Raw genomic sequence first — 14609 nt, 5'->3', positions numbered from 1 at the left:
GTTGTCTTTCCATGGTCTACGTGACCGATTGTTCCAATGTTTACGTGTGGCTTGGTTCTCTCAAAATGTGCCTTTGCCATTATTTTTTCCTCCTTCTTCTGACATATATTAAAACCAATAGTTTATAGTTTTTCAACGGCCTAAACCGTTTAATAAACTTATCCCGGCGTATCCAATATGTAAAATAATGGAGCCCATGACCGGGATTGAACCGGTGACCTCCACCTTACCAAGGTGACGCTCTGCCGACTGAGCTACATGGGCAAAAGGAATATTATTTTGCTTTCGATTAATTATTTTACACTCAAGCAAAACATATGTCAATATGATTTTAACTAGTAATCTATTCCTCTTCTTTAAGAAATTTCTCCAGCTTCCTTTTTACTCTTTGAAGGGCATTGTCAATGGATTTCGCATGTCTGTCCAAATCACAGGCAATCTCCTGATAGCTTTTACCATCAAGATAGCATCTTAGAACCTCCATTTCAAGATCGCTTAATATCTCAGACATTTTCCTCTCAATTTTTATCCTTTCTTCCCTGCTTATTATAAGCTCCTCAGGGTCTGAAACATGAATTGTTGAAAGTACATCTATAAGGGTCCTGTCCGATTCTTCATCATATATAGGCTTATTCAAGGATATGTAGCTGTTCAAAGGTATATGCTTTTGACGCGTCGCCGTCTTAATTGCTGTTATGATTTGCCTTGTAATACAGAGCTCAGCAAAGGCTCTGAACGATGATAGCTTATCTGGTTTAAAATCCCTGATAGCCTTATATAAACCAATCATCCCCTCCTGATAGATATCATCCTTATCGGCACCAATCAGGAAATATGACTTTGCTTTAGCTTTAACATAGTTTCTATACTTGTTTATAAGATATTCTTCTGCACTACTATCACCAGTTCTAGCTAAAACAACTATTTCTTCATCAAGCATGTTATCAAAGTCATGCAAAGTATGCTTCACTTCCAAATTCGTCTTCACCATTCCCTCCCCCCCGAGATAAGCAAGGTCACCGTATAGAATAAATTATATAGTCATAAACTTTAAAAAGTCAAGTATTTTCAAAGGTTTCGACGCATTTTTTCAAGTTTTTCCAAAATGCTTTTATCAATGCGATCCTCAAGGCCATTTCTTTTCTCAACATAGGTTAATTTTGATTTTTCTTGTATCCTTTTTTTGGCATTTTGAATCTCAGCCAGAAACTCCCTTGGAGTAATCCTTATTGCCCCCATCTGCATTGCAATCCTCTGTTCAAGATAGTCGAAGGTAACTACACCAACTTCACCTTTTTTTGAAAGTTCAACAATTGTTCTTTCAATATAACAGTCCGCCGTTTCACCCTCTTTTGTGTATACTACTTCAATATTGCCGTACTTTTCATGCTTCTCAATACTTCCCCTGACAAGGTGTGCATCAAAAACCACTATGACCTTTATGCCTCTATAGGCAGTAAAATCCTGCATCATATCTACAAGTTTGTCCCTTGCATCCTCAAGGCTCTCCTCTCTAAGAGCCTTGAGCTGCTGCCAGGCATTTATCACATTGTACCCATCCACCATAATAAACTTTAATTGACTCACCTTGTGCTACTCCTTTGTCTTACAACTTCATACATAATAATACCAGCTGCAACAGATGCATTAAGGGAGTTTATCTGACCTTTCACAGGGACGCTTACAATCATATCACAGTTTTCTCTAACAAGCCTTGAAATACCTCTTCCTTCACTGCCTATAACAAGGGCTATTGGACCCTTCATGTTGCTCTCATATACTATGCTTCCGTCCATATCAGCACCCATTACCCATATTCCTCTATCCTTTAACTTCTTAATAGTTTGGGTAATGTTTGTTACCTTTGCTATTTTTGTATACTCAACAGCTCCGGCTGATGCCTTTGCAACCGCTGCAGTTACCAGTGCAGAACGCCTTTTAGGTATAATTACCCCATGGGCACCACATATATTGGCTGTTCTTACAATTGAGCCCAAGTTGTGCGGATCTTCTATTTCATCAAGTATTATAACAAATGGATCCTCTCCTTTCTCCTCTGCATAGCTTAATATATCATCCATCGATGAATACTGATATGGAGATACAACTGCCAAAACCCCCTGATGGATTCCACCCCGGGACAGTTCATCAAGCTTTCTCCTGTCAACCTCGCTGATTACTATCCCCCTATCCTTTGCCATGGAAATTATCATTTTTATTGAACCTTCAAGATCTCCCTTTGCAACATAAAGCTTTTCTATCGTTCTTCCTGATTTTATTGCTTCTATAACCGGGTTTCTTCCCTCAACTATATTTTCATCTTTTTCGAAATCTATTTCCGTTTCCCTATCTCTTCTTACTCTACTTGCGTGCTTCTTACCTGCATCCTTTTGATTTTTCATAAACAATCATCCTTTCATTTACCTCATACCATTATATTTTTCCCTTACTTCGATTATTTTACCACATGTCATTGACCCTTCCGGACAAGGACCCGAAATACAGGATGGCCCTGCATGTTTAAAGAGATTCGGGGCAACTTTTTTAACTTCCTTTAGCATTTCATCTGCCATTCTTCTGATCTCCCATTGTGCTCTGTTGCAGCATCTATGGCTGAAGAAATTAAGAAGGGACCTTGCGTTCATTGTAAATACTATCTTGGTTTCGCATGCATTTGGGAAAACGTACCTTGCATCCTCTATAGCCATTTTCTCCGCCATTTTTTCCGCTTTTCCTTCGTCATATCCCTCTTCCACCAGCCTCCTTAAGTGCTTCTCTTTGAGCATAAGGGACAATTCATTATAGGCTTTCTGCTGCTGCTCCATTGTCTTTATAAATAGCTTCTTTGCCTCAGGAATAACTTCAATTGAAGGAGGTATTATGTATTCAAACTGTTCAAGCTTAACATACCTCTGGCTCTGCTGGGAATAGGACGCAATTCTATGCCTTACAAGCTGATGGGAAAGGGTTCTGGAAACTCCTTCAACAGCAAATGTGAAACTCACATGCTCAATAGGGCTTTCATGTCCAAGGCTCATAAGCATATTCAAAAATTTACTTGTGTTCTCATCCGTCAGATTTTCCATGATATTATCAACGCCTGCTTTGCTATAGCAAAGCTTTGCAGCAGATGCCACTATCTTCTCAGGATCCGGTGTATATGCAATTAACTTAACTTTTAATTTTGCTTCCATTTATGCTCCACCTCTCTGACAATCTTATGTCATATTATATAACAAATTGGTAAGCAGTTCACCCTACTTTGTTCTAAAATCTGTTTTGAAAATAAACCAAAGATTACAGGCTGCTTTACTCTCAAGCCTTTACTCCAATATTTCCATTATGCCTTATGTTTATCCATAGTGCTTCTTTTAAACTGCACTTACTGGACTTTCACCAAAAATTATAACCCCGCTTTATGAGATACACCCAAAATAAAAAGAGGGAAGAACTGTCCCCCTTCCCGTTTTTCAAAGGACGCCTTATGAGGTTGTCCTTTCAAATACAATATTCATTATTTCATCAATTCTTTCGAAGCGCTTCATAAGGTACAGGTAACCTATTAGCCCTTCCAATGCAGTTGCTCTTCTATAGTCTATTACATCGGCATTTTTAGGAACATGCCCTGTCCTCGTGTTTCTTCCCCTTCTTACAACGTTTTGCTCCTCTTCGGTAAGATAAGGCATAAGCTCCTCGAGAATTTCAGACTGGGCACCTGCCTTGACAAACTTAATTGACTCTACATGGAGGTCGTGGGAGTTTTTTTTTGTGTTTGAAATTATAAAGCTTCTTACATAAACCTCATATACAGCATCCCCTATATATGCCCATACAAGGGGATTTAGCATTCTAACGTCCATTTCTCCCAGATTTATATACTTTTCAGCATTAAACATTAATATATCATACCCTCTTCCATCTAACTCCCTGTGGAGTATCTTCAAGAATAATTCCCCTTGCCTTAAGCTCATCCCTTATTTTATCTGCAAGGGCAAAGTTCTTTTCCTTTCTCGCCTTCTGCCTTTCTTCAACCAACCTTTGAATTTCCTCATCAAGTTCCCCCTTTGTGCTCCTTTGAAGTATTCCAAGGGGCTGGCCAAGCTCCCTTAAAAGACCAAGGGCCTTTTCAGCAAGGGATTTTGCCGTGGATTCTTTTATAAAGATATTAACATCCCTTACTATATCAAAAAGAACCGATGAAGCATCAGCTGTGTTAAAGTCATCATCCATAACCTCAATGTACCTTTCCCTGTATCCGTCAAGCTTATTTGCAAAATCCCTTTCCTCATCTGTAAGTTCTCTGTCCTGTGCAGCCTCTATAATGTACTCTAGATGATTTACAGAGTTATAGAGCCTTTCAAGGGCTGACTTTGCCTGATCTAAAAGTTCTATGCTGAAGTTTATTGGATTTCTATAATGCCCTGAAATCATAAAAAGCCTTACAACCTCTGAATCATACTTTTCAAGTATTTCCCTTGCAGTAAAAAAGTTTCCTGTGGATTTTGACATTTTCTGATTGTTTACGTTCAAAAAGGCTACATGCATCCAGTAGTTTGCAAAGGGTTTGCCGCTCCTTGCCTCACTCTGGGCAATTTCATTTTCATGATGTGGAAAGGCAAGGTCAGCTCCACCTCCATGAATATCTATCGTTTCTCCAAGCAGGCTGCTTGCCATAGCGGAGCACTCTATATGCCATCCCGGTCTTCCAACTCCCCATGGGCTCTCCCATCCAGGCTCTCCAGGCTTTTGTGACTTCCACAGTACAAAATCCAGTGGGTCTTCCTTTCTTTCATCAACCTCAATTCTGCTTCCTGACTCAAGTTCATCTATATTTTGATGTGAAAGCTTTCCATACTCTTTGAACTTTTTAGTTCTAAAGAATACATCCCCATCTACAGCATAGGCATATCCCTTATCCTCAAGATCCTTTATAAATTTTATTATTTCATTAATATGCTCAGTTGCCTTTGGATTTACAGTTGCTCGCTTAAGTTTTAATGCATCTGCATCCTTGTAATATTCCTCAATAAATCTCTCTGCCACTTCCTTAACAGTTGTACCTTTCTCATTGGCCTTTTTAATAAGCTTATCATCGATGTCGGTAAAATTCTGAATGAATTTCACCCTGTACCCCCTGTACTCGAAATACCTTCTTACGGTATCAAATACGATAAAGGTTCTTGCATTTCCTATATGAAAGAAGTTGTACACAGTAGGGCCACATACATACATCTTAACCTCGCCTGAAGTAACAGGAACAAATTCTTCTTTTTTTCTTGTCATAGTATTATAGATCTTAATACCCATATCCATTCTCCTTTCCACCTATGTAAAAAAGCCCTTCATCTCGATTTAGAGACGAAGGGCTCTCCGTGGTTCCACTCTAATTAGGCAAAGGCCTCACTCAAAAATATAACGGTTTATCCGTCTCTATCTAATGGTTTCAATAGAGAAGCTCCGGGACGCACCTTCGGAAATATTCATTAAAGCTGCTCTCAGCCATTGACAGCTTCTCTCTTAAATGAACTCCTCCCCTACTCTTTCCCTTCAATGCTTTTTTTGATATTATATCAAATTGTTTTTAGTATATTCAATTCTTTTTATTAATTTATCTTTTCCCATTATATCGATTATATTCACAAGCTCTGGCCCGTGGACCTGACCCGTTATTGCAACTCTTACAGGCATAAAAAGCGCCTTGCCCTTTACACCGGTTTTCTTCCTAAGCTCCTTAAATAGTCCCTGTGCAAACTCTAAATTAACTTCTTCTGCCTCTTTTATCATATTCAAAAACTCATCAAGGAGTGCAGATACATGTTCCTGTTTTAATACCTCAGCAGCTTCTTCATTTTCAAGTCTTACTTCATCTCCAAAGAATATGCCAACATGATTTACAATATCTCCAACGTATGGAAGCCCATCCTTAACTGCTTCAACAACCTTTGTTATCCATTCCCTGTTTTCCTTTGCAAATTCCTCCGTAACATATCCAACAGAAACAAGATGAGGAATGGCAAGGTCAACTATTCTTTCCACGGGGCTCTTTCTAATATATATACCATTTATATGATTTAATTTATCAATATCAAATACCGCAGGATTTTTAACCACTCTATCGAGGGTGAACATGTCAATAAGTTCATCGAGGGAGAATATCTCCTCTTCCCCCTGGGGAGACCATCCAAGCAGGGCTAAAAAGTTTACTATCGCCTCCGGCAGGTATCCTGCATCTCTGTACTGTTCAACCCAGGTTGAACCATGCCTTTTGCTCATTTTGGACCTGTCCTTGCCAAGTATCAGGGATACATGGGCAAACTTTGGAACATCAAAATCAAGGGCTTTGTATATTAAAATCTGCCTTGGAGTGTTTGAAAGATGCTCTTCACCCCTTATAACTGTTGTGATCTTCATAAGGTGGTCGTCTATCGTAACAGCAAAGTTATATACAGGTATTCCATCGGACTTTACAATTATAAAGTCTCCTATATCCTTTGAGTTGAATTCAACCCTTCCCCTTACAATATCATCAACAACAATAACTTCATCATCGGGAACCCTAAACCTTACAACGGGCTTTCTTCCCTCTGACTCAAGCCTCCTTCTGTCCTCCTCAGTTAAATGTCTGCATTTTCCTGAATATCTTGGCATTTCTCCCCTTGCAGCGAAGGCCTGTCTTTCAGCCTCCAGCTCCTCTTCAGTGCAATAACAAAGATAAGCCTTGCCTTCCTTTAGAAGCCTTTCAACATAGGGATTGTATATATATGTCCTCTCGGTTGAACGATATGGGCCGTAATCTCCTCCCACTTCTATTCCTTCATCCCATATTATACCTAGCCACTTTAACCCTTCTATTATTACCTTTTCAGACTCCTCCGTTGAACGGTTCAAATCCGTATCCTCAATTCTAACTATAAACTTTCCACCTGTATGCTTTGCATAAAGATAGTTAAAAAGTGCTGTTCTTGCTCCGCCTATATGCAAATGCCCTGTTGGACTCGGGGCAAATCTTACCCTTTCCATCAACTACACCTCCAAAATTCCTTAGCTTCTAGTATATCCATCCTTTAAATTTTATATTTTTCAGGCATTTTTTTCAACTGTAAACTGAATAAGTCAAAGTTTTCTCACTTAAAATTCAGTAAAAATATCAAAGGTAAACATCTTTTTAACCTATACCCTTTTATAAATGCTTATCACCAATCTTCCATCAATATCAGAACCCTTCTGCGTAGTTTTCAATACATTTATTCATTCATTAAACATACTGCTTGAACATAATATTTATTAGAGAGTAAATATTCGGGTGGGGTGGAGGTCCTTTGGAGTATAAAAGAAATGCTGATGCGGTAAAGTTGCTTTTCAAAATGAAGGATATTGAAAAAATGATCTCAAGCACATCAAATCATCTTAGAGGAATTAAAGTTCCTAAAAGCTCAATGGAATCCTACAACAGGTGCCATAACATTTATAAAGAAGGCTCCATTTACTTTTATCAATGCTGTGGATTCTTAAAATCAAGATACTTTGAGAATAACCCGTCCTTATCAGGAAAGAACTTTTTTATTAACAACCTTTATATACCTGCCTATAAGAGATTCCTTTCTTTAAAGCATAATTTATCTTTAATTGAAGTTAGTGATATTTATGCTGAAAGCTTCAGATTGCTTAAGGATAAAGTTGACTATATAAACGCTTCGCTGTCAGCGCTTCTTAATGAATTTATTGAAACACAGCAATTATAAAAGGCATGCACAGACATGCCTTTTATGTTCTAAATATTACCCTTTCCCTTGAGAACATGTATCTTGCAAAGGCTATTGCCGCTGCTGCATATACGAAGATCCACACAAATGTTATTGCTATATGGACAGGGTTAAATAAGCCGTTTATTAACTCCTTCATTACAAGGGATGCGTTTACTAGAGGAATGTTAAAGAGGAACAGGCTTACATTTTTTATTTCCATAGCATATGTTCCATATGCCGCAGCCATACCTATGAAGGTAAATGGAGTAAGGTATGTCTGTGCCTCTTTAAATGACCTTGCATATATACTTATTGAAAGCTCGAGGGCCCCAAAAACCATTGTTAAAAGTATGGTTAAAATACCCATTATAACTAAGGCCGGTATTGGAAATGACAGCCCGCCTTTCCCTCCGAAAACTCCTGGTGATATCTTCATAGATATCATCAGGCCTGCAATAGATGATATTACACCTATAACTCCCATTACAGTAATTGCAAAGAACTTTCCAAAGAGAAGGTTCATTCTGCTTGTTTGGGTTGTCAAAAGAGGTTCTAAAGTTCCTCTTTCCTTTTCACCTGCACCTAAGTCAATGGCTGCAGCCAATGGCCCCGATACGGCATACATTAACAGCATAAGTGGAAGCATAAGGGACATCATAAACTTTGTAAATCCTCCCTGCTCCTTTGAGACGGTTTCTATGCTTGTAGTAAAGGGAGTAAGTATTATAGGGTCAATCCCCCTTGACGTTAACCTTGACTTTACCACTTCTTTGGAATAGGCTTCAATCATTGCCCCAAGGCTTCCCTGGGCCATCATTGAACTCTGACTTGAATCATCCATAACCATCTTTAAATCAACTTGTTTATTTTCATTAACCATATTATCAAAATTTTCGGGAATTATCAATCCAACATATACCTTCCCATCCTTAACGTCCTTTTGAATATCCTGAGAATCAATTACCGTAACCTTTTGCTGTGATTTTAAGAATTTGCTGAGGGAGCTGTTTCCCTTATCAACTACACCTATTTTAAGGTTTTCTTCCACCTTCTTTGTACTGCTCTCAATTCCCCTTCCCATAAGGCCAAATATAAGTGGAAATATTAAAAAAGGTATAAGTATTCCAACTACTAATGTTTTTCTATCCCTGAAAAGATCCTTAATTTCTTTATTAAAAACTGTTAAAACTCCCTTTATATTCATCTAGACTCACCCACCAATCTTAAGAATACTTCCTCAAGGTCCTGTCCATATTTTGTCTTCATCTCATCCAGGGTTCCATCTTCAACGATTTTTCCTTTATGTATTATAATAATTCTGTCACAGAGTTTTTCCACTTCCTGCATACTGTGGCTTGAGAAAATTATGGATTTATTTTCACCTTTGCAGCTGAGTATAAAGTCCTGTACTATTTTTGAAGATGTAACATCAAGGCCAATGGTAGGTTCGTCAAAAAGCATAACGCTGGGGTTGTGAACTATGGATCTTGCTATTGCAACCTTTTGTTTCATACCCCTTGAAAACTTGCCAACTCTCCTGTCTATAAACTCCTCCATGCCAAGAAGCTTAATTAAATTTTCAATGCTTTTTTCAGCTTCCTTTGAGTCCATTTCATTTAAGTCCGCAAAATATCTTATATTTTCCCTGGCTGTAAGCCTGTCATAAAGCCCAACCTCTCCTCCAAAGAGTATACCTATCTGGCTCCTTACTTTATGTGGTTCTTTTATTAGGTCATATCCATTAACCAGGGCAGTACCTGATGTGGGCTTTAACATAGTTGCAATCATTCTTAATGTTGTTGTCTTTCCAGCTCCATTTTCTCCAAGGAGGCCAACAATTTCACCTGGGCTTATATAAAAGCTAATATTATCTACAGCCTTAACCTCTTTAAAGTGCTTGCTTAATCCTCTCACTTCAACCAAACCAATTCACTCCTTTATTTATATATAAGGCAAACTGCATGCGAAGATATTCCTTCACCACTTCCCGTAAATCCAAGGCCCTCTTCAGTTGTTGCCTTTACGTTGACACAGTCAATATCTATGTTAAGCGTCCTTGAAATATTCTCCCTCATGGTATTTATGTATGGCGCCATCTTTGGCCTCTGGGCAATTATCGTTGCATCGATGTTGCTTATTTTATATCCTTTATCCGATAAAAGCCTTCCAACGTATTCTAAAAGTTTCAGGCTATCTGCTCCCTTAAACCTTTCATCGTTATCAGGAAAGTGTCTCCCTATATCTCCAAGTGCTGCCGCACCTAAAAGCGCATCCATAACAGCATGAAGAAGTACATCTGCATCAGAGTGTCCTAAAAGCCCCTTTTCATAGGGAATTTCAACACCTCCAATTATAAGTTTTCTATCGTATGCAAGCCTGTGAACGTCATATCCATGACCTATTCTCATAAGCACCTCCATTATTCCTAATATTTACATTAACAATTTAATACTAACTTATTTTAAAATTAATATCAAGAAAAGTGATGTAAAAGCTATCTAAGAATTGTTAAACGATAACAATTAGGGGGCTGTCTAAAAAGACAACCTCCTTATACGATCCTTATATTATACTCCTTCATCCACTCATTAATCTGTATAAAATAGGCAATGAGCTGGGGACCTGTCATAAGCTGTCCATACCAGGGTTTCTGGAAGGCAGCTCCTCCAGTTTCAACTATTTCCCTTACCCTACCCACATCTATTATCTGAAGTATAGGAGATGTTTTATCATCTAATATCTGCTGCATCCATCTCTTTACCAGTTTAAGATATTTAGGGTTATGGGTTTTTGGATATGGGCTTTTTCTTCTTTCTAGTATTTCATCGGGAAGTATTCCCTTAAGGGCTCTCCTTAAAAGCCCCTTTTCCCTTTCATCGCAGTATTTAAATTTCCATGGTATGTTAAAGGCATATTCAACTATTCTATAATCTGCAAAGGGAACTCTAACTTCAAGGCTGTTTGCCATGGACATTCTATCCTTCCTGTTCAAAAGAGTAATCATAAACCATTTGATATTTAGATAGAACATCTCCCTCATCCTGTGTTCTTCCTTCGATTCCCCCTCAAGTTTTGGAACCTCCTTCAGTGTATCAAAATATTTAGATGCAACGTATTCTTCAAGGGGCAGATTTCCAAGATTTTTAGATACAACTTCCTTGCGCTCCTTTAATGCCTTTGACCATGGAAAAGTTGTAGCATTAATATCCTCCTGTCTTATATACCATGGATATCCTCCAAATATTTCATCTGCACATTCTCCTGAGAGGGCAACGGTGTTTTCCCTTCGCACCTCCTTGCTGAAAAGATACAGGGAGGAATCAACATCTGCCATTCCCGGCAGATCATTTGCCATAACAGCATCCTTAAGTGCTAATACAAGTTTTTCATTATCAATATAAATGTTATGATGATTGCTTTGTATATAACCTGCCATTCTATTAGCCCATACCCCATCTGAATTTGGCTGGTACTCGTTTGGCTTAAAGTAAATGTCGTTATCAACATAATCTATTGAATATGTTTTTAGCTGCCCTTTATTATCCTTTTTAAAGTTTTCTGCTGCAATGGCTGATATTGCACTGGAATCAAGCCCCCCTGACAGAAACGTACATACGGGAACATCTGCAACAAGCTGTCTTTTAACTGCATCAAGCAGCAATCCTCTCACGTGTTCAACTGTCTCATCTAAATTTTCCCTATGAGGCTTGCTTTCAAGCTTCCAGTACTGCCTTTTTGTTATCCTTTCTCCATCAAAAACCAAATAAAATCCCGGCTCAACCTCTTTTACATCCTTAAAAACACCGCAGCCCAGTGATCTTGAAGGCCCCAGTCCAAAAATCTCAAGAATCCCTTCCTGATCAACTACAGGCTCTACCTCAGGATGTGCAAGGAGTGCTTTAATTTCTGATGCAAAGAGCAATGAATTGTCCCTTCGTGTGTAGAATAATGGTTTCACTCCCAATGGATCCCTTGCAAGAAAGATTTTCCTTTTACTCTCATCCCATATTCCAAATGCAAAAATCCCATTAAAATACTTTACACATTCCTCTTCCCACTCAATATAAGACATCAGAATAACTTCCGTATCGGAATAGGACTTAAATTTATATCCTGCCTCAATCAACCTGTTTCTTATTTCATCCGTATTATAAAGCTCCCCGTTATAAACTATCGTGTATTTCCTATTTCCAGATGTTCTTGTCATTGGTTGTGCCCCGCCTTTTGGATCAACCACAACGAGCCTTCTATGACCCAACAGTGCATGTTGAGAAACATAAAAACCAAAATCATCAGGCCCTCTTTTTTCTAGTCTATTGGTCATATTCTCAATTATCTCCATATTCCCCCCTATATTTTTCTTAGTGTTTATCCATCCTGCTATTCCGCACATATCTTCATCTCCTAATATTGATGTTTATTGCTACATATAATAATTTATGATTGAAATAAAAAAATGTTACAAAGACAGATTATCAAAGGGAATAGTGAAAATGCTACAGCAAAAAAGTGTGACTAAAAATCCCTGTAGATTTTTAGTCACACTTTTAATTTATATGTTGAATAACAGATCCCCATAGGTTGGGAAAGGCCACAACTTTTCATCGACAACGGTTTCAAGCTTGTCTCCATCAGCTCTCAACCTTTTCATAGCTTCAACTACTTGATCCCTGTAGAAGCACGCCTTTTCAAACATGCTCCCTTCAAATGAAGCACCCTCTGAAACTAATTCCTCAAGCTCCTTTATATGCTTCTTGAAGGAAGCAGCGTACCCTGACACTTCCTCTAAAATCTCCTCCTGGAAGGCTGTATCAACTGCAGTCCCTGAAGCTTTTATCTGATTAATTGATAGTGCAATGTCATTTAGATACCTTACAACTGCAGGAATTATCTGTCTCTTTCCCATGTCAAGCATTGTATTAGCCTCTATATTAATTTGCTTTATATAGGTCTCAAGCATTATTTCATACCTTGAATTAAGTTCACTAAAGCTTAAAACGTTATGCTTTTCAAATAGTTTTATGGCCTTCTCAGTAATTAATGCCGGTATAGCATCAACGGTGGATTTAATATTTGGAAGCCCCCTTCTTTCAGCCTCCGCTACCCATTCCTTTGAATATCCGTCTCCGTTGAATATTATTCTTCTATGATTTTTTACTATATCTTTAAGTATTTCTTCAACTTCTTCTTCAAAATTAGCTGCACCTTCAAGCCTGTCTGCAATCTGGCTTAATGTTTCAGCAACAACTGTATTTAGTATAAAATTGGCATCGGATATGGATACCGATGATGGAACCATTCTAAATTCAAACTTATTGCCTGTGAAGGCAAAGGGTGATGTCCTGTTTCTATCAGTTACATCCTTATAGAGGGATGGTATGGTTGTAACACCTATTGCCAGTTCCTCACTCTGTTTTGTTCCCCTAATTTCTCCCTTCTCAATTTGTTCCAAAATGTCCGTGAGCTGCTCACCCAGGAATATCGATATAATAGCCGGAGGTGCCTCGTTGGCTCCAAGCCTGTGGTCATTTCCAGGACTTGCAGTGGATACCCTGAGTATATCCGCATACTCATCTATTGCTTTAATAACAGCAGCCAGGAATATTAAAAACTGCTTATTTTCATGGGGCTTTTTACCCGGATTTAATAGATTTTCTCCCTCATTTGTAGATAACGACCAGTTAACATGCTTTCCTGAGCCGTTGATTCCTTCAAATGGTTTTTCATGAAGGAGGCACACAAGCCCATGCCTGTTTGCAACCTTTTTAAGTGTATCCATAACTAGCTGGTTGTGGTCCGTAGAAATGTTGCAGTCATTATATATTGTTGCTATCTCAAACTGCCCAGGAGCGACTTCATTATGCTTTGTTTTGGCAGCTACTCCAAGTTTCCAAAGCTCGGTGTCTATCTCACTCATAAAGGCCGCAACCCTTTCCTTTATACTTCCATAGTAATGGTCTTCAAGCTCCTGTCCCTTTGGAGGTTTTGCACCAAACAGGGTTCTTCCTGTAAACACCAGATCCTTTCGTTTCATATACAGGTCCCTGTCAACAAGAAAATACTCCTGCTCTGGTCCCACAGTTGGAATAACCTTTGATGCTGTAGTATTTCCAAATAGCCTGAGGACTCTTATTGCCTGTTTTGATATTGCTTCGATGGATCTAAGCAGTGGTGTCTTCTTATCAAGAGCCTCTCCCGTATATGAACAAAATGCCGTTGGTATATAAAGGGTAATACCACCCTCGTCTTCTTTTAGAAAGGCAGGGGAAGTACAATCCCATACAGTATAACCCCTTGCTTCAAAGGTCGCCCTTAATCCCCCCGATGGGAAGGATGATGCGTCAGATTCCCCTTTGGTAAGTTCAAGGCCTGAAAATTCAGTAATTGCTCTTCCATCTCCTGATGGTGATATAAAGGATTCATGCTTTTCAGCGGTTACTCCAGTCATGGGCTGGAACCAGTGAGTAAAATGTGTTGCCCCCTTTTCTATAGCCCAATCCTTCATAGCATTGGCTACAACCTCAGCTACTTCAAGGCTCAATGGTTTACCTTCATCAATTGTTTTCTTAAGGGCCTTATATGTGCTCTTTGGAAGCCTCTCCCTCATAACTGCATCGCTAAAAACATTGATTCCAAAGCATTCAACCAAGCTATTTTTACACACCTCATTTTCTGACCTCATTTCTCCATCCTCCTTAACATATTTAGCTTAAAATAAAAAAAGAGACGTTTCCAAGTGCCTGTACAATTAAGTACAAGCCCGTGGAAACGCCTTTGCTTCCAAAATTATATTCAACTCAATAATTCATATAGTTTATTCTATTGCAAATCAAGGAGATTTGCAATAATGACTTTGTTAATTTT

At 38.6% G+C, this 14609-nt stretch carries 13 protein-coding genes, 1 tRNA gene and 1 other annotated feature; of the genes, 1 reads left to right on the top strand and 13 read right to left on the bottom strand.

Annotation, left to right across the window (positions count from 1 at the left end):
* Nucleotides 1-188: 188 nt before the first annotated feature.
* The 8 genes from EDD71_RS11075 to gltX all read right to left on the bottom strand — a co-directional run bounded on the left by EDD71_RS11075 (nucleotide 189) and on the right by gltX (nucleotide 7020).
* Nucleotides 189-264 (bottom strand) — tRNA-Thr (locus EDD71_RS11075).
* A gap of 79 nt (nucleotides 265-343) precedes the next feature.
* Nucleotides 344-991, bottom strand: a complete 648-nt coding sequence (sigH, locus tag EDD71_RS11070) for an RNA polymerase sporulation sigma factor SigH (RefSeq protein ID WP_133628800.1) — start codon at nucleotides 989-991, stop codon at nucleotides 344-346.
* Between the two features lie 77 nt (nucleotides 992-1068).
* On the bottom strand, nucleotides 1069-1587 hold the full coding sequence (locus tag EDD71_RS11065; protein ID WP_243116452.1) for an NYN domain-containing protein: 519 nt from the start codon (nucleotides 1585-1587) through the stop codon (nucleotides 1069-1071).
* Complete coding sequence (rlmB, locus tag EDD71_RS11060; protein WP_133628799.1) at nucleotides 1584-2402, bottom strand: 23S rRNA (guanosine(2251)-2'-O)-methyltransferase RlmB; 819 nt, start codon at nucleotides 2400-2402, stop codon at nucleotides 1584-1586. Before rlmB ends, EDD71_RS11065 begins: the two co-directional genes overlap by 4 nt.
* A gap of 18 nt (nucleotides 2403-2420) precedes the next feature.
* Nucleotides 2421-3194, bottom strand: a complete 774-nt coding sequence (gene thyX, locus EDD71_RS11055) for an FAD-dependent thymidylate synthase (RefSeq protein WP_133628798.1) — start codon at nucleotides 3192-3194, stop codon at nucleotides 2421-2423.
* Between the two features lie 288 nt (nucleotides 3195-3482).
* Nucleotides 3483-3944: a Mini-ribonuclease 3 gene (locus tag EDD71_RS11050; RefSeq protein WP_479724201.1), complete on the bottom strand. Its 462-nt coding sequence runs from the start codon at nucleotides 3942-3944 to the stop codon at nucleotides 3483-3485.
* Nucleotides 3904-5301 (bottom strand): cysteine--tRNA ligase, encoded by a 1398-nt coding sequence (cysS, locus tag EDD71_RS11045; protein WP_133628805.1) that lies wholly within the window; start codon nucleotides 5299-5301, stop codon nucleotides 3904-3906. The genes EDD71_RS11050 and cysS overlap by 41 nt, the downstream gene beginning before the upstream one ends.
* A gap of 50 nt (nucleotides 5302-5351) precedes the next feature.
* Nucleotides 5352-5560 (bottom strand) — a binding site (T-box leader).
* Nucleotides 5561-5565: 5 nt separating this feature from the next.
* A complete protein-coding gene (gene gltX / locus EDD71_RS11040; RefSeq protein ID WP_133628797.1) occupies nucleotides 5566-7020 on the bottom strand; it encodes a glutamate--tRNA ligase in 1455 nt (484 codons plus the stop codon).
* 299 nt (nucleotides 7021-7319) lie between these two features.
* Here gltX and EDD71_RS11035 point away from each other — a divergent pair, with 299 nt between their 5' ends.
* Nucleotides 7320-7742, top strand: coding sequence for a hypothetical protein (locus EDD71_RS11035; protein WP_133628796.1), 423 nt, complete (start codon nucleotides 7320-7322; stop codon nucleotides 7740-7742).
* A 22-nt stretch (nucleotides 7743-7764) separates the two neighbouring features.
* Here EDD71_RS11035 and EDD71_RS11030 read toward each other — a convergent pair whose 3' ends face one another.
* From EDD71_RS11030 to EDD71_RS11010, 5 genes are all read right to left on the bottom strand, one after another.
* On the bottom strand, nucleotides 7765-8949 hold the full coding sequence (locus EDD71_RS11030) for an ABC transporter permease (protein WP_133628795.1): 1185 nt from the start codon (nucleotides 8947-8949) through the stop codon (nucleotides 7765-7767).
* Complete coding sequence (locus EDD71_RS11025) at nucleotides 8946-9668, bottom strand: ABC transporter ATP-binding protein (protein WP_133628794.1); 723 nt, start codon at nucleotides 9666-9668, stop codon at nucleotides 8946-8948. The genes EDD71_RS11030 and EDD71_RS11025 overlap by 4 nt, the downstream gene beginning before the upstream one ends.
* A 14-nt stretch (nucleotides 9669-9682) precedes the next feature.
* The gene (gene ispF / locus EDD71_RS11020) at nucleotides 9683-10153 is read right to left on the bottom strand and encodes a 2-C-methyl-D-erythritol 2,4-cyclodiphosphate synthase (protein ID WP_133628793.1); all 471 of its coding nucleotides are present in this window, start codon (nucleotides 10151-10153) and stop codon (nucleotides 9683-9685) included.
* 143 nt (nucleotides 10154-10296) lie between these two features.
* Nucleotides 10297-12138, bottom strand: coding sequence for an asparagine synthase (glutamine-hydrolyzing) (asnB, locus tag EDD71_RS11015; RefSeq protein ID WP_133628792.1), 1842 nt, complete (start codon nucleotides 12136-12138; stop codon nucleotides 10297-10299).
* Between the two features lie 159 nt (nucleotides 12139-12297).
* Entirely contained in the window at nucleotides 12298-14427 is a 2130-nt protein-coding gene (locus EDD71_RS11010) for a glutamine synthetase III family protein (protein WP_133628791.1), read from the bottom strand.
* Nucleotides 14428-14609: the final 182 nt, after the last annotated feature.

This window comes from Fonticella tunisiensis (genome assembly GCF_004364155.1).
In the GTDB taxonomy this organism is placed as follows: Bacteria; Bacillota; Clostridia; order Clostridiales; family Caloramatoraceae; genus Fonticella; species Fonticella tunisiensis.
Note: the sequence above shows the minus strand (reverse complement) of the source record. Positions and strands in the feature narration are given on the sequence as shown.